Below are 19,176 nucleotides of genomic sequence, written 5' to 3'. Positions count from 1 at the left end.
ATCATTCCGCCGCGAGAGATTTCTCGCCGGCCTCCATTTTCAGTTCCGCCCGCGTCTTCGGCTTGCCGCGGATCTTGAGATCCTCGAGGTCCTGCCGGTCGCGAACGGAGTTGCGGAAGATCTGTTCTTTACCCGCCAGATACGGCGCTGGGCAATCGATGGTCTTGGCACCATACCAGGCCGCAGCCTTCATGGTGAAGAACGGGTCCACTAAGTGGGGTCGTCCGAGGGCAACCAGATCGGCGCGACCAGCCGCCAGGATGGTATTGACCTGATCGGCGGTCGTGATGTTGCCGACGCACATTGTGGCGACCTGAGCCTCGTTGCGGATCTGATCCGAGAACGGGGTCTGGAACATGCGGCCGTAGATCGGACGAGCTTCGGAGACCGTCTGTCCGGCCGACACGTCGACGAGATCAACGCCGTGCTGCGCAAAAGCGCGCGCCACTTCAACCGCCACGTCGCCCGTCACGCCGCCTTCGGCCCAATCGGTTGCCGAAAGACGAACCGACATGGGCTTGTGCGCCGGCCATACCTCACGCATGGCGTCAAACACTTCAAGCGGGAAGCGCAGGCGGTTCTCGATCGAGCCGCCATACTCGTCAGTCCGGCAGTTCGTCAGGGGCGAGATGAAACTGGCCATCAGATAGCCGTGAGCGCAATGCAGTTCGAGCATGTCGAATCCCGCACGGTTCCCCCGCTCAGCCGCTTCGACGAACTGCGTCTTGATAAGGTCCATGTCGGCGCGAGACAATTCGCGCGGGACCTGGCTGTCGGGGAAATAGGGGATTGGAGATGCCGAACAAATGTCCCAGGCGCCCTCCTCGAGCGGCCGGTCGATGCCCTCCCACATGAGCTTCGTGGCGCCCTTACGTCCCGAATGTCCGAGTTGCAGACAGAATTTCGCGGCCGAGTGGCTGTGCACGAAATCGACGATCCGCGTCCAGGCCGTCTCCTGCTCGTCGTTCCACAATCCGGTGCAGCCGAGCGTGATGCGCGATTCAGGCGAGATGCAGGTCATTTCGGTGAAGACGAGTCCCGCCCCTCCGGTTGCCCGTGCGCCGTAATGCACGAGATGCCAGTCGCCTGGAACACCTTCTTCGGCCGAGTACATGTCCATCGGCGACACGACGACCCGATTGTCCAGGACCATCTCGCGCAAGCGGAGGGGCTGGAACATCGGCACGTCGGGCTCATCGACAGGCACGTCGAAGCCGCTCTGGCGAACCTGCTGGGCAAACATCCGGTCGACGGCCGCGACGAAGGCAGGCGCCCGCAGGCGGAGGTTGTCATAGGTGATCGCCTTGGCGCGCGTCATGACGCCGAACGAGAACTGCACCGGGTCGAAATCCCAGAAGCGCGCCAGATGCTCGAACCAGACCAGCGACACATCGGCGGCGTGCTGGGTCTTTTCGACCTCTTCGCGGCGTCCGGTCTCATAGAGCGACAAAGCGCCGGTCACGCTGGGATCGCGCTTGAAGGCCTCGAAGAGGGCGATGGCGTCCTCCATCGCAAGCTTCGTGCCGGAGCCGATGGAAAAGTGTGCCGTCGCCTTCGCGTCGCCGATCAAAACCTTGTTGCCCATCACCCAGCGCTTGTTGCGGATCATCGGGAAATTGCGCCAGATCGAGCGATTGATCAGAATTTTATGATCGCCGAGGAACCAGCCGAAGATTCGCTCCATGAGCGCCGCGCCCTCGGCCTCGCTCTTCTCGGCAAGTCCCGCCCGGACAAACGTCTCGGGGTCGGTCTCGAAAACCCAGGTCGACCGGTTGGGTTCGTATTGGTAGGCGTGCGCGATGAATGGCCCCCACTCGGTGTCCTGGAAGATGAACGTGAACGCGTCGAGCGGTCTGGTCGAACCCATCCACGCGAACTTGTTCGGACGCAGATCGACCTCGGGTTCGAAATGTTCGGCGAAATGGTCTCGAAAACGGCTGTTGGCGCCATCCGCAATGACCACCAGATCGGCATCGCCAAACTGGCGCTCATCGTCCACATCGGCCTCATAGCGCAACTTGACGCCGAGGCTGGAGGCGCGCTCCTGCAGGATAAGGAGCAGGGTCCGGCGCGAGCAGCCGCAGAAACCGTTGCCGCCGATGCGATGCTCGGTGCCCTTGAAGTGGATCGCGATATCATCCCAATAGGCGAATTCGCGCGTGATACGCTCGTAGCTCGGCCGGTCGTATTTCTCGAAGTTATCGAGGGTCGCGTCGGAAAAGACGACGCCAAAGCCGAATGTCTCGTCGGCGCGATTGCGTTCATAGACAGTGATGTCCGCATGCGGCCACTGCTTCTTTTGCAGGATCGCGAAATAAAGCCCCGCGGGGCCGCCGCCGATTATCGCCGTCTTCATGAGCATCATACCATTGCGTCGATCAGATTTTATTATAAGCTTAAAATAATTTGCAGGCAACTTCGATCGCAAACCCGTCAGGCAAAGGATTTTGCGTCCTGGCGGCTCTCATGACTCTCTGCAATCCGGCGAAGCGCGAATCGTTGGAGCTTTCCGGTCTGGGTCCGCGGGAGCGCGTCCACATATTCGATGGCGCGGGGGTATTTATAAGGGGCGATCTCCGCCTTCACGTGCTCCTGCAGCATTTTTGTCAGGTTCTCACTGGGCGTGAAATCCGAACGCAGGACGACGAACGCCTTCACGATCATGCCGCGCTCGGCGTCCGGCGCTGCCACGACTCCGCATTCGGCAACCGCCGCATGGGTCAGAAGCGCCGCCTCGACCTCCGGTCCGGCGATGTTGTAACCGGACGACACGATCATGTCGTCGGAGCGGGCCTGATACCAGTAATAGCCGTCCGCATCCATGATGTAGGTGTCCCCGGTCATGTTCCAGCCGTCCTGCACGTAGCGGCGCTGCCGGTCATCGGCCAGATAACGACAACCGGTCGGTCCACGCACGGCGAGGCGACCGATGGTGCCCGGAGGAACCGTCAGACCTTCGTCGTCGACGACCTTCGCCTCATAGCCGGGCACCGGCTTGCCCGTGGCGCCGGGGCGGATCTCGCTCTCGGTCGCCGCGATGAAGATGTGCAGCATTTCGGTGGCGCCGATGCCGTCCATCAACTTCAGGCCTGTCGCCGCCTGCCATGAATCGAAAGTGTCCTTCGGCAACGGCTCTCCGGCGGAAACGCATTTGCGCAAGCTTGAGATGTCGTGGTCCTTCAGCTTCGGCAGCATCGCCCGGTAGGCCGTGGGCGCGGTGAAACAGACGCTTGCCCGGTATTGTGCGATAGCCGAGAGCAGATCCTCCGGCCCCGCCTTTTCGATGAGGACGGTCGACGCACCGACGCGCATCGGGAAAAGCACGATGCCGCCAAGGCCGAAGGTAAAAGCCAGCGGCGGCGAACCAATGAAGCGATCGCCAGGTCCGGCTTGCAGGACGTTGCGCCCATAGGCATCGCAGATCGCCAGGAGGTCACGGTGAAAGTGCATGGTGCCTTTCGGCTCGCCGGTGGTACCCGAGGTAAAACCGATCAGGGCCACATCGTCGGCGGCGGTTTCAACGGGCTCGAAGTGCGGCGAGGCGGCATCCATCAGCATTTCCAGGCTGTCGGGCGCACCGGACCCCCAATACACGATCCGCTCGAGTTCCGGCGCGAAGGATCTTGCCGTCTCCATCTCGTCCGCCAACCGGTGGTCGCAGAACGCCAGGCTAATGCCGGCCCTGATCGCGGGGTAGGCGATTTCTTTGGCGCGCAGCAGTGGCATGGTCGCCACCACGATCCCGCCGGCTTTCAGCACCGCGAGGTAGATCGCCACCATCATCGGGTTGTTGGCCGACCGCAGCAGCACGCGGTTGCCGGTCACGAAGCCAAGCTTCTCCACGAGCACGTTGCAGATCCGGTTCACCTGCTGGTGCAACTCGCCATAGGTAAGGGTTTGCCCGGGGCTGACAAGACACGGCTCGCCCGCCCGCCCCTCGCGTATCCAGCGGTCGAGAAACGCCTCGGCGCAATTGAGGCGGTCAGGATATTGCAGTTCCGGACGTGTAAACAGCAAAGTGGGCCATTGGTCCCGAGGCGGGAGATTGTCGCGCGCGAAGCAATCGAGATGAGCCGTGTACGCCATCGTCCGTTCCTCTGCGGGGCGGAAATAAGCCGCTTGAAGAAATCCGATATTTATTTAAAGCTTCAAATAATGTTTTGGCAATGCCGAACAGAAACCCTTGCGCTGGCAGGCTGCCGAATAGGAGTATTCTGAAGGCTGGAATTGCGGCTACATTAGCGCCGACCATCGCCATGGCGACGGACGTCGCGGCGGACAACGAACACGCCGCACGGCAAACCGTGCGCGGGGAACTCACAATCGGGAGAATGGCATGAATGTGACTATCAAGACCCTCGGCGTTGCCGCCGTCCTCGGCCTCGCAGCAACACCCGCGCTGGCCCAGGAGAAGGTGAAAATCGGCTTGCTCCTCACTCTTTCGGGCCCTTCGGCCGTGCTCGGCCAACAGGCGCGCGACGGGTTCCAACTCGCGGTGAAGGACCTCGGTGGCAAGCTCGGCGGGCGCGATGTCGAGGTGATCGTCGTGGACGATGAGCTCAAGCCCGACGTCGCCGTGACGAAGGTCAAGGGCCTTCTTGAACGCGACAAGGTGGATTTCGTCGTCGGACCGATCTTCTCGAACGTGGCGGTTGCGGTTCACAAACCGATCGTCGACTCGAACACGTTCTATATCAGCTCCAATGCCGGCCCTTCCAACCTCGCCGGCAAGAGCTGCAGCCCCTATTTCTTTGCGACCTCCTACCAGAACGATCAGAACCACGAGGTTCTCGGAAAGGTGGCGCAGGATCGCGGCTACAAGAAGGTTTATCTGCTCGCGCCGAACTATCAGGCTGGCAAGGACGCGCTCGCGGGCTTCAAGCGGCACTTCAAGGGCGAGATCATCGAGGAATCCTACGTTCCTCTGAACAACCTGGATTTCCAGTCCGAGCTTGCCAAGATCGCATCGCTGAAGCCGGATGCGATCTTTACCTTCATGCCGGGCGGCATGGGCGTGAATCTGGTCAAGCAATATCGCGCGGCGGGTCTTGCCGACCGCATTCCGTTCCTGTCCGCGTTCACGGTCGATGAATCCACCTTGCCGGCCCAACAGGATGCGGCCATCGGAATGTTCGGGGGCTCCAACTGGGCGCCAAACCTCGACACGCCGCAGAACAAGAAATTCGTCGCAGATTACGAGGCGGCGTACAACTCGGTTCCGGGGTCCTATTCCATGCACGCCTACGACGCTGCCTTGCTGATCGACAGCGCCTTGAAGGCAACCGGCGGCAAGACCGACAACAAGGACGCGTTGCGTGCAGCCCTCAAGAAGGCCGATTTCAAATCTCTGCGCGGCGACTTCAAGATCGGCGCCAACGGCTTTCCGGTACAGGACTTCTATCTCGTGAAAGCGGCAAAGCGCCCCGATGGCAAGTTCCAGACCGAAATCGTCGAGAAAGTCTTCGATGACTACACGGATGCCTATGCCAAGGAATGCGCGGCGACGAACTAGGCCTCGGCTCTTGCCACTTCTTGCCTCGCCTCGTTCCAATCTCATGTCAGGGACGAGGCGGGCCCCTGTCGACGCGCAAGCTCATCGACCTCTCGTGTGCCTCAAGCGGCCAGCGAGGCATCGGCTCGTGCATGTGTCGTACCCAGTGAAGCGCCTATGACACCGACACTTCTCTTCGTCCAATCGCTGAACGGTCTCCAGTTCGGACTCATTCTTTTCCTGATCGCCGCCGGTCTCACGCTCGTTTTCGGCGTCATGGACTTCATCAATCTGGCGCACGGCGTCCAGTACATGGTGGGCGCCTATCTGATGGCGGCGTTCAGCGCGTGGACGGGGAATTTCGGATGGGCGCTGCTGCTGGCACTGCCATCCGCACTGGCAGTCGGGTTGTTGCTCGAGGCGCTGGTCTTCCGTCACCTGTATGATCGCGATCACCTCGACCAGGTGCTCGCCACATTCGGCGTCATCCTGTTTCTGAACCAGGGCGTAAAATTCGTCTGGGGCGCGGCGCCTCTGAATGTGCCTGCTCCCGAATGGCTGTCGGGTTCGGTCGAGCTCGCGGATGGCCTGCTCTATCCGGTCTATCGCCTTGCCATCATCGTCGCGGGCCTCGCGGTCGCGGCCTTGCTTTACGTTCTGGTCAACCACACGCGAGTGGGCATGTTGGTGCGCGCAGGCGCGTCGAATGCCCCCATGGTCTCAGCCCTCGGCGTCAATATCCGACGGTTGTTCATGATCGTGTTCGGCTTCGGCGCCATGCTGGCGGGATTCGCGGGCGCCATGGTGGCGCCGATCCTGTCAGTCGAGCCGGGCATGGGCGACAACATCCTGATCCTTGCTTTCGTCGTCATCGTGATCGGCGGCATCGGCTCGATTCGCGGGGCATTTCTCGCAGCTCTGATGGTCGGGCTGGTCGATACGGTCGGCCGTTCCTTCGCGCCCAATCTGCTGCGGCTGTTTCTCGATCCTGCCACGGCGAGCCAGACCGGGCGTGCGGTCGCGCCCATGCTCATTTACATCTTCATGGCGGCAATCCTGTTCTTCCGGCCGGCTGGCCTATTCCCCGCGAAACGCTAGGACGGGCCGATGACAGAACTTGCGCAAACGAGATCCGCTCCGGCCCTGCCGTTCGGCCGGCGATTTGAACTCGTCCCCGTCATCCTGTTCGCGGTGTTCGCCGCGGGACCGATCCTTGCATCCGCCTCCGGCGCGGAAGGGTACGTGCTGTCGCTTCTCACCCGCGTGATGATCCTGGGCCTTGCGGCGATGTCGCTCGATCTCATCCTTGGCTATGGAGCGTTGGTCAGCTTCGGGCACGCGGCCTTCCTGGGGATCGGGGCCTATGCGGTCGGCATTCTCGCAAGCCACGGATCGGAGGACGCGCTGGTGCAGATCCCAGTCGCGCTCGCCGCCTCGGCCGGCTTCGGGCTGGTGACCGGCGCCATCTCGCTGCGGACCAAGGGCGTCTATTTCATCATGATCACGCTGGCGTTCGGCCAGATGCTGTTCTTTCTCGCCACCTCGCTCGCAGCCTACGGCGGTGATGACGGGATGACGCTTCCGGAACGCAGCCGTGTTGCCGGCACCGCGCTGATCGAGAGCGACGTGGCGTTCTACTGGGCAAGCTTTTTTTGCCTGCTCGTTACGTACGCACTCGCGCGCGCCGTCGTGGCGTCGCGGTTCGGGCGCGTCTTGCGGGGAACGCGCGAGAACAGCGTGCGCATGGAGGCGATCGGGTTCCAGCCATTTCGCTACCAACTGGCGGCTTACGTGCTCAGCGGCATGATGGCGGGTCTTGCCGGCTGCCTGCTCGCCAACCAGACCGAGTTCGTCAGCCCCGCCTACATGACGTGGCAGCGCTCGGGCGAGCTGATCTTCATGGTCGTGCTCGGTGGGCTTGGCACCCTGCATGGCGCCATTATCGGAGCGGCGGCATTTCTGCTGCTCGAGGAATTCCTGCCCGAGATTCTGCACACCCTCGGCTTCATGCTGCAGGAAGACATGCGTGCGCGCTTGGTGGAGAACTGGAAGATGATCTTCGGGCCGCTGCTGATTCTCATCGTGCTGTTTGCCCGCGGGGGAATCATGGGGCTATGGCGGCGAGGCCACCATGGTTGAACCATTGCTCGAACTGCGGCATCTCAAGAAGAATTTCGGCGCGCTTGTCGTCACGGACGATGTCAGTCTCGCGGTCGAGCCCGGCGAGCTGCACGCGATCATCGGCCCGAACGGCGCCGGGAAGACGACGCTGATCCACCAGATATCGGGCTTTCTGTCATCGGCGTCGGGCGAGGTTCTGCTTGGTGGCCAGGACATCACCCGCTTGTCGATGCATGAGCGCGTCAGGCGCGGGCTCGCGCGGTCGTTCCAGATTACCTCGATCCTGCCCGGTTTCTCCGCTCTCGAGAATGTCGCGCTCGCGGTTCAGGCGCGCTCCGGCTCCAGCTTCCGGTTCTTTGGCGATGCATCTCGCGAACGGGGACTGAACGAGCTCGCCATGGATTGTCTCGAACAAGTGGGGCTCGGCGATCGCGCTTTCGCGACAGCGGGTTTTCTGTCGCATGGCGAGAAACGCCAGCTCGAACTTGCCATCGCCCTGGCGACCAGGCCGAGGCTGCTTCTTCTCGACGAGCCGTTGGCCGGAACCGGCCACGACGATTCGCAGCGTGTCGTGGAGACTCTCAGAGCCCTGAAGAGCCGCATCACGATCGTGCTTATCGAGCATGACATGGATGCGGTGTTTTCACTCGCGGACCGGGTCAGCGTCCTCGTGTATGGACGCGTCATTGCCACCGATACACCGGTTGCGATTCGCGCCAACGCCGAGGTGCGAACCGCCTATCTCGGCGAGGAAGTCTGATGCTGTCGGTCCGGCACTTGCAGGCATCCTATGGCGCCGCCCAGGTCCTGTTCGACGTGTCGCTGGAGGTGAAGGCCGGCGAGGTCGTCACCCTGTTGGGTCGGAACGGCATGGGCAAGACCACGACGATCCGTTCCATCATGGGTCTGCTTCGCCCTAAGGCCGGCGAGGTGATGTTCGAGGGCCGCCTCGTCACTGGCCGCGAGCCGTTTCATGTGGCGCAAGCTGGGATTGGCCTCGTACCCGAGGGCCGGCAGATTTTTCCGACGCTGACGGTCGAGGAAAATCTTGTGGCAACGGCTGCGGCGCGCCATGGCTCGCGGCGCTGGACCCTCGACGCCGTCTATCATCTCTTTCCCCGCTTGAAGGAGCGCCGCGGCAATTTCGGAATGCAGCTTTCCGGAGGCGAGCAGCAGATGCTGGCGATCGGTCGCGCGCTGATGACCAACCCGAAACTCATGATCCTCGACGAGGCGACCGAAGGCTTGGCGCCGTTGATCCGCGCAGAAATCTGGGATTGTCTGAAGCGACTCAGAAGCGAGCATCAATCGATCCTGGTCATCGACAAGAATGTGGATGCGTTGACGCATTTTGCCGATCGGCATGTGATCATCGAAAAGGGCCGCTCGGTGTGGACAGGCACGAGCGCTGAACTGAGCAGCGACGCGGGTTTGAAAGATCGATATCTTCACGTCTGAACGGAGCAGGCTCGCATGATGCCCAATGCCGAGATCGATCTCGAGGCCGAATACAACAACCGGGCGCGCGTGCCCGACCACGGCGTGCACATCGCCGCATGGTATCGCGACGCGGCGGCCTACCGCGGCAGCGCACGCTGCGAGCTTGATCTCGCCTATGGCCCCGGCGAGCGGCACCGTGTGGATTTCTTCCACCCCGACGACGAGGCAGGTGGGCCGGTCGTGTTGGTGATCCATGGCGGTTATTGGCAGGCGCTCGATAAATCCTCAGCAAGTCATCTGGCGCGGGGCGCCAACATGCGAGGGCTGACCGTCGCCGTGCCGAGTTACGATCTCGCTCCGTCGGCAAGTCTTGCCGAGATTGTCGGTTGCATCGAGAGAGCATCGGATTTCATCGCCGAACGCACGCAGCGGCCGCTGGTGGCGGCGGGGCATTCCGCCGGCGGTCATCTGGCGGCCTGCCTGATGGCGCGGCCCGGCGGGTCGCGGCGACCGATCCGCGTCGGCATGCCGATCTCGGGATTGTTCGACCTCGCGCCGCTCGTCTCCACATCCGTCAACGCCGCATTGGGCCTGAGGCCCGAGGAGGCGCACCGCCTGAGCCCGCTTCACTTGACCCCACCCCAGGATGGACGGCTCGTTGCCGTGGTGGGCGGGGCCGAAAGCAGCGAGTATTTCCGCCAATCGAGAGAGGTGGTTGAAAGATGGAGCGCGGCCGGGGTCGATGCCCGCGTTCACATCGTGCGGGGCGCTCATCATTTCGACGTGATGGTGGGTCTTGCCGACCCGAGCGATCCGCTGGTGGATATCCTCGTCTCGCTTGCGGCGGATGCGTGACCGACTTTCTACTTCAAGGCTTCCACGCGCGCAGTCGCCCGCACGACCCCGAGCGCCAGGGCATGGCGGTAGAGCTCCCGGGCTCGTTCGGGGTCGCTTCGGATACCGACGGCTCCGATGGTCGACAGGGCATTGGGATCGAATGTCTCTGCGAGCAGGAACGTCGCTTGTGCGTTGCCGTCTTCCTGTGCCCGTTCGAGCAGGAGGCGCGCGCCGCTGACGTCGCCGCTGCGAAACAGCGCTTCCGCCCTCGCGATGAGGCGGTCGTCTGACGGCAAAGGCGGTGTGGCCCGCGCTATCGCGTTCTTGTCGGACGCTGCCGCCGACGTGGCAGCCTCGCCATCGACGGGTGCCGCGATGGCCCCGGTGGTGACAACAGATTGCCGTCCTGCAGAATCATCGGCCGGACCTGCCATCGCGATGCCTTCCAGCGAAAACACCCACCGGTTAGCTTTGACCTCCTGCCTCTCCGTGGTTTCCTGAAGCGCTCGCATCTCGTCGACCCTCGCCGCCCACTCGCGCGCCACGTCGTCGCCACGCTCCCTCTCGCGCACCAGCGCCTGCTGAAGATTTGCGATTTCGCTTGCGGCGGACATGGATTCACGCTGTCGCGCGGCGCGGAGAGTCGCGAGCTCTTTGCTAACCGCCGCGAGTTCGCGCGCCGCCGCCTCCGCCCGCTCTTCCTGGCGTTTCAATGAGGCCTGCAATTCAGTGGTCGCGGCGGACATGGATGCGGCGTCCTGTTCCCGCGAGGTTTTCAAGGCCTGGAAGTCGCGGTTGACCGTATGCAATTCGTTCGCGAGAGCAGCGGCGCGCTCACGCTCAGTCTCCAATGCCTCTTCCAGTGCGGTTGTCTCCACGGCGTTCACCGCCGCAGGCTGACTCAAGGCCGACGCCGCGTCTCCCAGATCGTCGGGTAGGCTTTGCAAAGCCGCCATCAATGCCGGATGAGACACCCAATCGAGAAGGATCGACGCCAATGTGCCGACCTCGATTGCGACGGTAAGCTTGTTCGCCGCAGACCTCACGTCGCCGCTGCGAAGGAATGCCCGCAACTCTCCCGCGAGCTGCTTCTGCTCCGGCATAGGCACGAGCAGCGGCAGCAGCGAGCGGATCTCCTCGGGACTGATCGGAGGCCGCTCGCGATCCGGCGCAGATTGCTGGCCCGGCTGAACGCCCACCTGAGTTTCAGCTCGCACTTCGCCCGCGACCAGAAACGCACTTAAACCCGCAATCAATGTGAGACGCAATGTCGAAGAGTTTCGTCCAATCATCTCGGACCTCTTTTTGTTTTTCCATCGCCTAGTTCTGGCGGGCGCTCCCCCGCGCTGCTCTCTGGCGTTCGGTCTGCCATGCAAGGAAATCCCGGAAGAGGATTTCGCGCTGGGCGGGTGTAACCATGGCTCCGCGGCTGCTGAGGAATGCCTCGAAATTCTGCAGCTGAGAACCGGTCGCGCTGGTCGTGAGCCGGTCGAGCCAGTCCTGGGCCGGTCTCACCCGCTGCCATCCCGGCACTTCGGCCGCCAGATTGACTTCTTTCCATTTCGGATGGCGGCCGGGCTGCAGGAATTCGTCGAACCGCGAGAAGAACGCGTTGACGAACTTCCTGACGCGGTTGTAGCGGTCCGAATTCTCGGGCCAGTTGAAGGCCGCCAGGAGGCTGCCGACGGCGAGCGTCTCGACAGGCTTGTCCGCATCGATCAGCCGGGGATAGTCGGTGTTTGCGAGGCGAGCCGGGAAGTAGGTCTCGGCGATCTCTCCCTCGAACGGGATCGGCAGCAGGTGAAACCGTCCCTCTGCCTGAAACTCCGCCATCGCGCGAACCGGCCGACCAGCGACATAGACGGCGGCCTGGATCTCGCCTGCCCGCAATCGTTCGTAGGATGAGCCCTGATCGAAGGTCGTGAGTTCAGGCTTAATACCCAGTTTGTCGAAGATGATCCGTGCCGTCAGATTCGTGCCGCTTCCCGCCTTGTCGATATTGACCTTGCGGCCATCGAGTTGACGGATGTCCGTGATGTCCCGACCGGTGAGGATGTGAACTTCCTCGTTGTAGAGGCGCGTGATGAAACGCAGTTTTCGGACCGCGTCGTTTTGAAGGTTCTCGGCTTTCAACTGCTCGCGGGCATCCATCTGCACGATGCCGATATCGACGCCGCGCAGGAACATCACGTCGCGCAGGTTTTGCAGCGACCCTCGCCCGATGATCGGAAGCACACGCAAGTCATCGCCGTCGAGGACATTTGCCAGATCGGCCGCAATGCGGATGTACGTGCCATCGGCCCCGCCCGAGATGATGCCGACGGTACCCGAATTGATACGGGCCGAATTTGAAAGCGGCGCCGGCTGAGCCGATGCCTCGAGGCTGCCGGCGAGAAGCGAGAGAGCGACGACGGCGGCTTGCCACAGCCTCGCGCCGGCGCTCGATCGATCGTTCAACGGATCATCGGCGAAGATGCCGCCGGGAACTCTCCTCGACATATTAGTCCTCCCAGAACTGGCGCTTGAACCGCGTCGGCCTAAAACGCCGACTTTCCCGGGTTGCGCTCATGTACTCTCTCGCTGACTTCAAGAATAGAAGCCAGATGACGATTACCGTAAGCCGATCAATCGGTTGGTCAATACGCTGTCGTAGGGAAACCAATAATCCAAAAGAGCTACAGGAATAGCTGAGATGCCAAATACAGTATTATGTTTTTTCCTGATGAGCGAAGACTTACTTATTTTGAACCCCCCGGACGGAGAACAATCTCAACGCCCAGCAGGGAAAGGCCACGGCAGGTCGCCAGGAGGTTGCCCTCTCTGCCTCAATCGGGTAGTGAAATCATCAGGTCCACGGCCTCAAGCACCCGTAGCTCAGCTGGATAGAGCGTTGCCCTCCGAAGGCAAAGGTCACACGTTCGAATCGTGTCGGGTGCGCCAAATTTCCTCGACCATCAAATCACCATTCGCGGCAGTCCGGTTGGGGTCTCGAATTGGGCGATCCCGGTTCGCTCCTTCGTTGACATGTCCAGCCGCGGTTGGAGACGCGCCCGCGATCTTCAAAAGCGGCTCGCATGAGGCCGTCGAGGCGAGCGCAACACAGCGATGCTGTGGAACCTTCCAAAATGCTCCGCCTCGCTGAAAAAAATCCGCTATTCTCCACCGCAACACAGGGGAAAACGATGGCTGAGACAGACCTGATGCATGATCCGACCGAGCTTATGACTCACCTTGAGGAGGCTTCCGGCACGCTCGAGCGGGGTTTTCTCAGTCGTCTGGCGGCGCTGCGCCATTCGGGGGAAGATTGGACGAGCCTGCAGGCGACGCTCCAAGCCAAGGGTCTATCGCTCGGCTCTCTGATCCTGTTGCTCGTGGGCACAGCGCTTGTCACTTATCTGCTGATCGTAGCAATCCGGGTTTTCCTGCGGTCGCGGATCGGGAAGGATCATGGCTGGAAACGCGGTGCCATGGTGGTGGCATCGACGGCGCTGGCTCTCGTGTTGATTTTCGTCGCGACGCGATTTGCGACGGCCGATCCCGACCTTCGGCGCGTGCTCCGGATATGGGCGTTTGCCATTGCGCTCTTTTGCCTGATGCGCGCTGCATTGATGGCGATGTTTGGTGCCAAGCATCAGGAAGCGGCCGTGGTTGCGGCGCCGCCGGCGCATCGCTTCCGCGACACCGTCAGCTTCGCGATTCTCTGGGCTCTCGTCGGCATTTCGATCAGCGCGACATTGCGGGTCTACCAGGCCGGGCCGGGCTTCAGGGATCTTGTCAGCACCCTGTTGGTGGCCGCCCCCGTCACCTTTCTTCTCGCTTATGCCTACTGGCGCCATCGGACGGCGGTCCGCACGCTGATTGCGCCGCCCGATACCCAATCGCGCGGTCGGCGTCGCCTCGCCGCGAGTTGGCCATGGATTGCCATCGCGGTGCTGGTCCTGACGGTGGTGGTCCTCGAAATCGGGTTTACTCTCGGACGCCCCTTGCCGCCGCTGGCGATCGTGCTCACGCTCCTTCTCGTGCTCGCGGCTCCCCATCTCGATGACATCGTCGCGCGGTGGAGCGAGCGCGGAATTGCCTCGCCGGACACTTCGATCGTCGCCCTGGCGCTACGCCGCACGACGCGGTTCGTGATCGCAATCGCGATCCTGTGCCTCCTTGTCTATCTATGGGTCGTCCCCGTGCTGACGGCGTTTGGCGTCGAAGCTGCCGCCGTTGCCCGATCGGTGACCGAACTCGGCCTGATCGCGCTGGTGGCAGCGTTCCTGTGGAATGCGGTCGGCGCGCTCGTAAGCCGCGCGGCGCAGGCGGAGGGTCATGGCGCCTCGTCGGAGGAGGTCGAGGGTCCACGAACCCGTCTCGGCACGCTTCTGCCGCTTCTGAGCGGGGTCGTGAAAATGACCATTCTGTCCGTGACGCTCCTGACGTTTCTGGTCGCCATTGGCATTAACGTCTGGCCCATCATCGGCGGCTTGAGCATCTTCGGCATTGCCATCGGTTTTGGATCCCAGACGCTCGTCAAAGATGTGGTTTCGGGACTGTTCTTCCTGATCGACGACGCCTTCCGGCTCGGCGAATACATCGAAACGCCGGGGGCCAAGGGCACGGTCGAGAAAATCTCGGTGCGTTCGGTCAGCCTGCGCAACGCCCGCGGCGCGCTGGCAAGCGTGCCTTATGGCCAGATCGGCAAGGTGATCAATTTCAGCCGTGGCTGGGTCATCGAGAAGCTTGTCTTCCGGGTCGCCTTCGATACGGACGTGGAATTGGTCAGAAAACTGTTCAAGACGATCGGGCAGGAGATCGCAGACGATCCGGAATTGAGCCCGGATCTTCTCGAGCCGTTCAAGAGTCAGGGAATTTCGGCGGTCGAAGACGGCACGCTGATCATCCGGGGAAAATTCAAGGCACGTGCCGGCAAGCAATTCGCCGTCAAGAAGGCCGTATTGACCGCGGTGCAGAAGGCGTTCCGCGAGAACGACATCCACGCGGTGCCAAAGCCCATCGGCTCAATGACAGCCCCGTGAGAAACAATGTCACGGGTGGCGGTTTCCTTGGTGGTTCGTTAACGGGCTTGTGGGAGGTTTCCCGGCGGCCTTGCGAGGCGGCTGTAATTTCGGAGAGCGCTCGAGGCGATGTCCACCTGGCGAGATGAGAGAAACGAGAAATCCCGCGCGCGGCTCGAGCGCCGGCTTTCCGATCTGTTCCCGCCCTGCGTCCTGTCCCACGCGATGCGGCAACCATTGACGCCGCCGACCCAGCGACTGGCGGTCGAATCCTACTGGCGGCATCATCCCCTGTTGGCTGACAGGCTTTGTCGCGCGCTCGCGGCCAGGAGCGGTACGCCACCGGGTTGGGTCTGGCGGCTCGGCAGCGGCAAGGGGGGCGATGCGACATCCTTCCGGGCACCGCCCGCGCCGTATCGAGAGCGGAAATATTCGCTGGGTCCGGGCCATTGCTGCGTCTGCGGGCAACCGGTCTACCGGCTCGGGTGGCACGCGGATTTATGGGGCGACGGCACCCCCAACAAGAATGCAACCTGGCATTCGGCCTGCGTTGTTGCCTGGAAGCTGTGGGCAGCGCCGACGGCCTATCTGCGAATTCTCAAGCTTCGCCAGCAGCGCAAATGCCCCAGCACCGGGAAGCGGTTGCTGAAAACATCCGAGGTCGACCATCGCGTTCCGCTTTTTTCCGTATGGGCGGAGCACCGCGAACGACCCTGGCCGGAATTGCTGGCCTTCTGGGGTGCGCCCAACCTGCAGGTCATCAACAAGGCGGCCCATTCGGACAAATGCGCGCAAGAGGCGGGATTGCGCGCACAGAAGCGGGCAGCGGTTGCGGAGAGCCTCGCATCGCCGCAACCCCGCCAAGCCGTCGGAGACATGGTCTCATGATCTCCATGTTCATTGTTGGAATCACCGGCGGTCTGGTTGCGGCGTATTTTGCCTGGCCGTATGGCTGGCTTGCGGCGGCTGGCGCCTATGTGGCCGGCGGGACGCTCTGCGCCCTCGTCCCGGCGATCATCGGGTGGCGTCAGGAGGTCGCGCGGGAGCGCTCGCTTATCGATGCCCCGGTGTCGGAGCGCGTCGCGCGCGAAGACGCAAGACACGGCTAGAAAGCGAACGCGACTGAGATTTCTTCGGATTAATAGTGCGGAGGCGGCGGCTCCGGCGCAGCAGGTGCGCCTGCATTGTCGGCTGCTTCCCGCACTCGTTCGCCCAGATTGGCGAGGCGGCGGGTCAGGGCGTCGATCTGCTTCCACTGCTCGGTGATGGTCCGGTTCAGGTCCTCGATGAGTTGATCCTGATAGGAGAAGCGCATCTCCAGCGTGTCGACACGGGCGCGCAGATTATCGATTTCACTCACCGGCGTTTTCTTCCCTGGGGCTGGCGCGCTCCACCAGACCGTGAGCAAGCGCAATGCGTTCATCGAAGACGAAACAGTCGCCAGCCCAACGACTCTCGGCCTCGGGAACGGCTTCCAGATATTTCAGGATGCCACCTTTCAGGTGATAGACCTCCTCGAATCCCTGCGACAACATGAAAGAGCTCGCTTTCTCGCACCGGATGCCGCCCGTGCAGAACATCGCCACCTTCTTGTGTGTGCGCGGATCGAGTTCGCGGGCGACAAAATCCCGAAATTCGCTGAAACGCCCGATCCCGGGATCGATCGCACCCTCAAAGGTGCCCATTTCGACCTCGAACTGGTTGCGTGTATCGACCAGCACCAAATCCGGTTCTTCGAGGAGCTTGTTCCAATCCTCCACCGCGACGTAGGTGCCAACCCTTTCCGTGGGATCGGTCGCTTCGTGCCCAAGCGTCACGATTTCTTTCTTGAGCCGCACCTTCAGTCGCCGGAAGGGCATCTCCGCGGCGGTCGAGAATTTCAGCTCGAGGTTGTCGAGGCGCCGTTGAAAAAGTGGTCCGGTCCGGCACTCTGCCACGAAGGAATCGATCGCCTCCGGGGCGCCCGCAATGGTGCCGTTGATGCCCTCATGAGCGAGCAGGATCGAACCCTTCAGGCCGAGATCGGCACAGAGGTGCTCAAGCGGCGACTTGAGATCCCGGAAATCCGGCAAGGACACGAATTGATAAAGGGCTGCAACCTTGTACGTCATCGCGGTGGTTTATCAGGAGGCGTCGCGTCAGGAAAGCGCGTCGGGCCGGCCTGTTTGTCGCTCCAGTAGCATGATGCCGAAAAGTGTGTAGCGGTTTTCGGACCACATCATGCTCCAGCTTATCGTGATCTAGGGGAACCGCTGGCGGATCGGCGCCGCCGAGCAAGCCGGATCGCCGGCACCTCCTGCGCCGCACGCAACGGCGCCGCCCCATTCGCTGCTCTGCACCGTCACCTCATCGCCCTCAGCCCGGATGCTTGCGGTGCTGACGGAGCCCGACACGGCGCAGCCTGCGAGACCCAGAGCGAGCAGGCAGGCAATGGCGAGAGTGGCACGCGACATGCAGAAGATCCCGAGGCGAGAGGTGCGGATGAACGGCCGCGCAGAGGCCGCGGACGCAAATCGACCCTCGGACAGGATTTTGGCCAAACTGCGAAAGCGTTCGGAGCAGCCTTCCCTGGCTGGCTCTCTCAGCGATTCATCAGCCAAGCATGGTCGGGATCGTTATGGAATTTCCAAACCCGCTTCGGCCCCGCCATCACGTTGAGATAATACGACTCGTAGCCGTGCGGGGCGCCGACCGGATGATAACCCTTCGGGACCAGGACCACGTCGCCGTCGCTTGCCGCCAGCGTTTCGTCCAGCGACCGGTCGTCCGTATACACCCGCTGGAGCGCAAAGCCCGAGGGCGGGTTGAGGCGGTGATAATAGGTTTCCTCCAGGAACGACTCGTCCGGCAAGGCATCCCGATCGTGCTTGTGGGGCGGATAGCTCGACCAATGGCCGGACGGCGTGATGACCTCGACCACGAGCAGGCTTTCGGCGGGCTCGGTCTCCGGCAGAATGTTGCGGACATGGCGTGTGTTGGTGCCGGTGCCGCGGGTTTCCTGCCCGACCTGATTGGGAGAAATGATGCGAGCGGGGAGTTTTCCCTCCCCCGGCGCGGTGCAAACCGCGATCTCGCAATCGGTTTCGGCGGTCAACGACCATTCCGAACGGGCGGGCGCATACAGCGACCATGGGTCCGGTTCGAAGGGCGATTCGCGTCCGCCGATCAGGCCGAAATCCTGTCCCGCCGCCGCAACACGCGCCTTGCCGGACAACATGACGATGCAGGCCTCCCGGTCTTCCGTTTGCCGCTGCAAACTCTGTCCGGCATTGAGGCGATAGACGTCAAAGCCCACATAGGTCCATCCGGCCGAGGCCGGCGTGATGGAATGCACGCGGCCGCTCGAATCCGGCCGGCTCGGTTTGACGAGAAGCCTCGACATGTGTTCGTCCCTCTATCGCAGGCCAGCTTCCGTCAGGAAGCGGGTCAGATTGGCATAACCCATCTTGGCATAGGTAAGCGGATGGGCCTTTTTGGGATCCTGCTCCGCCTCGATGACAACCCAGCCGCTATAGCCCGGCAGTTCCCTGAACACGGACACGAAATCCACCATGCCGTCGCCTGGCACCGTGTAGACGCCTTCGAGGACGGAATCGAGAAAGCTCCAATTCTCGGCCTTCGCCTTTTCCATCACCGCCTTGCGCACGTCCTTGGTGTGAACGTGGCTGATGCGCGAACGATAGCGCCGCGCGAGAGCCGCCGGATCAGCGCCGCCCCAGGTGGCGTGGCCGGTATCGAGCAACAGGTGGGCGGCGTCCCCGGTCGCGCTCATGAAGGCGTCGATATCCGGCTCCGATTCGACGATCGTGCCCATGTGGTGATGATAGACGAGGCGCACGCCTTCCTTCAGCGTCTGCTCCGCCACCTGCGTCACGCGCCGTCCATACTCGGCCCAGTCCCCGCTCTTCATCACGGGACGCTGCGACAGAGGTTTCGTGCGGTCGCCATGGATGGCATTCGAGGTCTCGGCGAAGACGAGCACGTTCGAGCCTATCGCCTTGAGCAGATCGAGATGGGGGCGCAGCGCTTTCATCTCCGCCTCCGCATCACGCAGGAGAAGCTCGGCCGAATACCAGCCGGACACGCACGCCATATGGAAAGGTGCCAGCGCCCTCTTGAGCGCTTCGGGCTCGCGGGGAAACTTGTTACCGAGTTCCATGCCGACGAAACCGGCCTCCTTCGCCTCGGCGAGGCAGACCTCCAACGGGGTTTCGCCGCCGAGTTCCAGCATGTCGTCATTGGACCAGCCGATTGGATTGGCCCCGATTCGGATCGTCATGTGTT

General features: G+C 62.3%; 18 protein-coding genes and 1 tRNA gene. 10 read left to right on the top strand and 9 right to left on the bottom strand.

Annotation, left to right across the window (positions count from 1 at the left end):
• Position 1: 1 nt before the first annotated feature.
• Both FEZ63_RS04900 and FEZ63_RS04895 read right to left on the bottom strand, forming a co-directional pair.
• On the bottom strand, positions 2–2,356 hold the full coding sequence (locus FEZ63_RS04900; protein ID WP_150942522.1) for a bifunctional salicylyl-CoA 5-hydroxylase/oxidoreductase: 2,355 nt from the start codon (positions 2,354–2,356) through the stop codon (positions 2–4).
• A 77-nt stretch (positions 2,357–2,433) separates the two neighbouring features.
• Positions 2,434–4,086, bottom strand: a complete 1,653-nt coding sequence (locus FEZ63_RS04895; protein ID WP_150942521.1) for a benzoate-CoA ligase family protein — start codon at positions 4,084–4,086, stop codon at positions 2,434–2,436.
• A 250-nt stretch (positions 4,087–4,336) separates the two neighbouring features.
• Between FEZ63_RS04895 and FEZ63_RS04890 the strand changes: the two genes are divergently transcribed.
• The 6 genes from FEZ63_RS04890 (at position 4,337) to FEZ63_RS04865 (ending at position 9,907) form a co-directional block, all read left to right on the top strand.
• Positions 4,337–5,512: an ABC transporter substrate-binding protein gene (locus FEZ63_RS04890; RefSeq protein WP_150942520.1), complete on the top strand. Its 1,176-nt coding sequence runs from the start codon at positions 4,337–4,339 to the stop codon at positions 5,510–5,512.
• Between the two features lie 156 nt (positions 5,513–5,668).
• Positions 5,669–6,589 carry a branched-chain amino acid ABC transporter permease gene (locus FEZ63_RS04885; protein ID WP_150942519.1) on the top strand — a complete coding sequence of 307 codons (921 nt, stop codon included), beginning with the start codon at positions 5,669–5,671 and terminating at the stop codon, positions 6,587–6,589.
• Between the two features lie 9 nt (positions 6,590–6,598).
• Positions 6,599–7,630: a branched-chain amino acid ABC transporter permease gene (locus tag FEZ63_RS04880; RefSeq protein ID WP_150942518.1), complete on the top strand. Its 1,032-nt coding sequence runs from the start codon at positions 6,599–6,601 to the stop codon at positions 7,628–7,630.
• Positions 7,623–8,372 carry an ABC transporter ATP-binding protein gene (locus FEZ63_RS04875; protein ID WP_150942517.1) on the top strand — a complete coding sequence of 250 codons (750 nt, stop codon included), beginning with the start codon at positions 7,623–7,625 and terminating at the stop codon, positions 8,370–8,372. The genes FEZ63_RS04880 and FEZ63_RS04875 overlap by 8 nt, the downstream gene beginning before the upstream one ends.
• Entirely contained in the window at positions 8,372–9,070 is a 699-nt protein-coding gene (locus tag FEZ63_RS04870; protein ID WP_150942516.1) for an ABC transporter ATP-binding protein, read from the top strand. The genes FEZ63_RS04875 and FEZ63_RS04870 overlap by 1 nt, the downstream gene beginning before the upstream one ends.
• 15 nt (positions 9,071–9,085) lie before the next feature.
• Positions 9,086–9,907, top strand: a complete 822-nt coding sequence (locus tag FEZ63_RS04865; protein WP_150942515.1) for an alpha/beta hydrolase — start codon at positions 9,086–9,088, stop codon at positions 9,905–9,907.
• An 8-nt stretch (positions 9,908–9,915) separates the two neighbouring features.
• Here FEZ63_RS04865 and FEZ63_RS04860 read toward each other — a convergent pair whose 3' ends face one another.
• Together FEZ63_RS04860 and FEZ63_RS04855 are read right to left on the bottom strand one after the other, a co-directional pair.
• The gene (locus tag FEZ63_RS04860; RefSeq protein ID WP_150942514.1) at positions 9,916–11,181 is read right to left on the bottom strand and encodes a hypothetical protein; all 1,266 of its coding nucleotides are present in this window, start codon (positions 11,179–11,181) and stop codon (positions 9,916–9,918) included.
• Between the two features lie 28 nt (positions 11,182–11,209).
• Complete coding sequence (locus FEZ63_RS04855; protein ID WP_150942513.1) at positions 11,210–12,388, bottom strand: TAXI family TRAP transporter solute-binding subunit; 1,179 nt, start codon at positions 12,386–12,388, stop codon at positions 11,210–11,212.
• 364 nt (positions 12,389–12,752) lie between these two features.
• On the opposite strand from FEZ63_RS04855, the gene FEZ63_RS04850 reads away from it, so the two are divergent.
• From FEZ63_RS04850 to FEZ63_RS04835, 4 genes are all read left to right on the top strand, one after another.
• Positions 12,753–12,829: transfer RNA gene (locus FEZ63_RS04850), tRNA-Arg, on the top strand.
• Positions 12,830–13,071: 242 nt separating this feature from the next.
• Positions 13,072–14,913: a mechanosensitive ion channel family protein gene (locus FEZ63_RS04845; protein WP_162419666.1), complete on the top strand. Its 1,842-nt coding sequence runs from the start codon at positions 13,072–13,074 to the stop codon at positions 14,911–14,913.
• Positions 14,914–15,021: 108 nt separating this feature from the next.
• The gene (locus tag FEZ63_RS04840) at positions 15,022–15,780 is read left to right on the top strand and encodes a hypothetical protein (RefSeq protein ID WP_150942511.1); all 759 of its coding nucleotides are present in this window, start codon (positions 15,022–15,024) and stop codon (positions 15,778–15,780) included.
• The gene (locus FEZ63_RS04835) at positions 15,777–16,001 is read left to right on the top strand and encodes a hypothetical protein (RefSeq protein WP_150942510.1); all 225 of its coding nucleotides are present in this window, start codon (positions 15,777–15,779) and stop codon (positions 15,999–16,001) included. The genes FEZ63_RS04840 and FEZ63_RS04835 overlap by 4 nt, the downstream gene beginning before the upstream one ends.
• A gap of 29 nt (positions 16,002–16,030) precedes the next feature.
• Here FEZ63_RS04835 and FEZ63_RS25465 read toward each other — a convergent pair whose 3' ends face one another.
• The 5 genes from FEZ63_RS25465 to iolE all read right to left on the bottom strand — a co-directional run bounded on the left by FEZ63_RS25465 (position 16,031) and on the right by iolE (position 19,171).
• Positions 16,031–16,252 carry a SlyX family protein gene (locus FEZ63_RS25465; RefSeq protein WP_275552330.1) on the bottom strand — a complete coding sequence of 74 codons (222 nt, stop codon included), beginning with the start codon at positions 16,250–16,252 and terminating at the stop codon, positions 16,031–16,033.
• Complete coding sequence (trhO, locus tag FEZ63_RS04825; protein ID WP_150942508.1) at positions 16,245–17,003, bottom strand: oxygen-dependent tRNA uridine(34) hydroxylase TrhO; 759 nt, start codon at positions 17,001–17,003, stop codon at positions 16,245–16,247. Before trhO ends, FEZ63_RS25465 begins: the two co-directional genes overlap by 8 nt.
• A gap of 129 nt (positions 17,004–17,132) precedes the next feature.
• Entirely contained in the window at positions 17,133–17,345 is a 213-nt protein-coding gene (locus tag FEZ63_RS04820; protein WP_150942507.1) for a hypothetical protein, read from the bottom strand.
• Positions 17,346–17,473: 128 nt separating this feature from the next.
• Entirely contained in the window at positions 17,474–18,274 is an 801-nt protein-coding gene (iolB, locus tag FEZ63_RS04815) for a 5-deoxy-glucuronate isomerase (RefSeq protein ID WP_150942506.1), read from the bottom strand.
• 12 nt (positions 18,275–18,286) lie between these two features.
• The gene (iolE, locus tag FEZ63_RS04810) at positions 18,287–19,171 is read right to left on the bottom strand and encodes a myo-inosose-2 dehydratase (RefSeq protein ID WP_150942505.1); all 885 of its coding nucleotides are present in this window, start codon (positions 19,169–19,171) and stop codon (positions 18,287–18,289) included.
• Between the last annotated feature and the right edge of the window lie 5 nt (positions 19,172–19,176).

The sequence above is a fragment of the Microvirga brassicacearum genome, from assembly GCF_008757455.1.
Lineage (GTDB): Bacteria > Pseudomonadota > Alphaproteobacteria > Rhizobiales > Beijerinckiaceae > Microvirga > Microvirga brassicacearum.
This window is presented reverse-complemented; position numbering and strand designations above follow the sequence as displayed.

Bases quoted from the DNA above. Each gene is read 5' to 3' on its own strand.
- FEZ63_RS04835 (WP_150942510.1), top strand. From the start codon at position 15,777: ATGATCTCCATGTTCATTGTTGGAATCACCGGCGGTCTGGTTGCGGCG.
- FEZ63_RS04885 (WP_150942519.1), top strand. From the start codon at position 5,669: ATGACACCGACACTTCTCTTCGTCCAATCGCTGAACGGTCTCCAGTTC.
- FEZ63_RS04865 (WP_150942515.1), top strand. From the start codon at position 9,086: ATGATGCCCAATGCCGAGATCGATCTCGAGGCCGAATACAACAACCGG.
- FEZ63_RS04855 (WP_150942513.1), bottom strand. From the start codon at position 12,388: ATGTCGAGGAGAGTTCCCGGCGGCATCTTCGCCGATGATCCGTTGAAC.
- FEZ63_RS04895 (WP_150942521.1), bottom strand. From the start codon at position 4,086: ATGGCGTACACGGCTCATCTCGATTGCTTCGCGCGCGACAATCTCCCG.
- FEZ63_RS04870 (WP_150942516.1), top strand. From the start codon at position 8,372: ATGCTGTCGGTCCGGCACTTGCAGGCATCCTATGGCGCCGCCCAGGTC.
- FEZ63_RS04860 (WP_150942514.1), bottom strand. From the start codon at position 11,181: ATGATTGGACGAAACTCTTCGACATTGCGTCTCACATTGATTGCGGGT.
- FEZ63_RS04875 (WP_150942517.1), top strand. From the start codon at position 7,623: ATGGTTGAACCATTGCTCGAACTGCGGCATCTCAAGAAGAATTTCGGC.
- FEZ63_RS04845 (WP_162419666.1), top strand. From the start codon at position 13,072: ATGGCTGAGACAGACCTGATGCATGATCCGACCGAGCTTATGACTCAC.
- FEZ63_RS04900 (WP_150942522.1), bottom strand. From the start codon at position 2,356: ATGAAGACGGCGATAATCGGCGGCGGCCCCGCGGGGCTTTATTTCGCG.
- iolB (WP_150942506.1), bottom strand. From the start codon at position 18,274: ATGTCGAGGCTTCTCGTCAAACCGAGCCGGCCGGATTCGAGCGGCCGC.
- FEZ63_RS04890 (WP_150942520.1), top strand. From the start codon at position 4,337: ATGAATGTGACTATCAAGACCCTCGGCGTTGCCGCCGTCCTCGGCCTC.
- trhO (WP_150942508.1), bottom strand. From the start codon at position 17,003: ATGACGTACAAGGTTGCAGCCCTTTATCAATTCGTGTCCTTGCCGGAT.
- FEZ63_RS04840 (WP_150942511.1), top strand. From the start codon at position 15,022: ATGTCCACCTGGCGAGATGAGAGAAACGAGAAATCCCGCGCGCGGCTC.
- FEZ63_RS04820 (WP_150942507.1), bottom strand. From the start codon at position 17,345: ATGTCGCGTGCCACTCTCGCCATTGCCTGCCTGCTCGCTCTGGGTCTC.
- FEZ63_RS04880 (WP_150942518.1), top strand. From the start codon at position 6,599: ATGACAGAACTTGCGCAAACGAGATCCGCTCCGGCCCTGCCGTTCGGC.
- iolE (WP_150942505.1), bottom strand. From the start codon at position 19,171: ATGACGATCCGAATCGGGGCCAATCCAATCGGCTGGTCCAATGACGAC.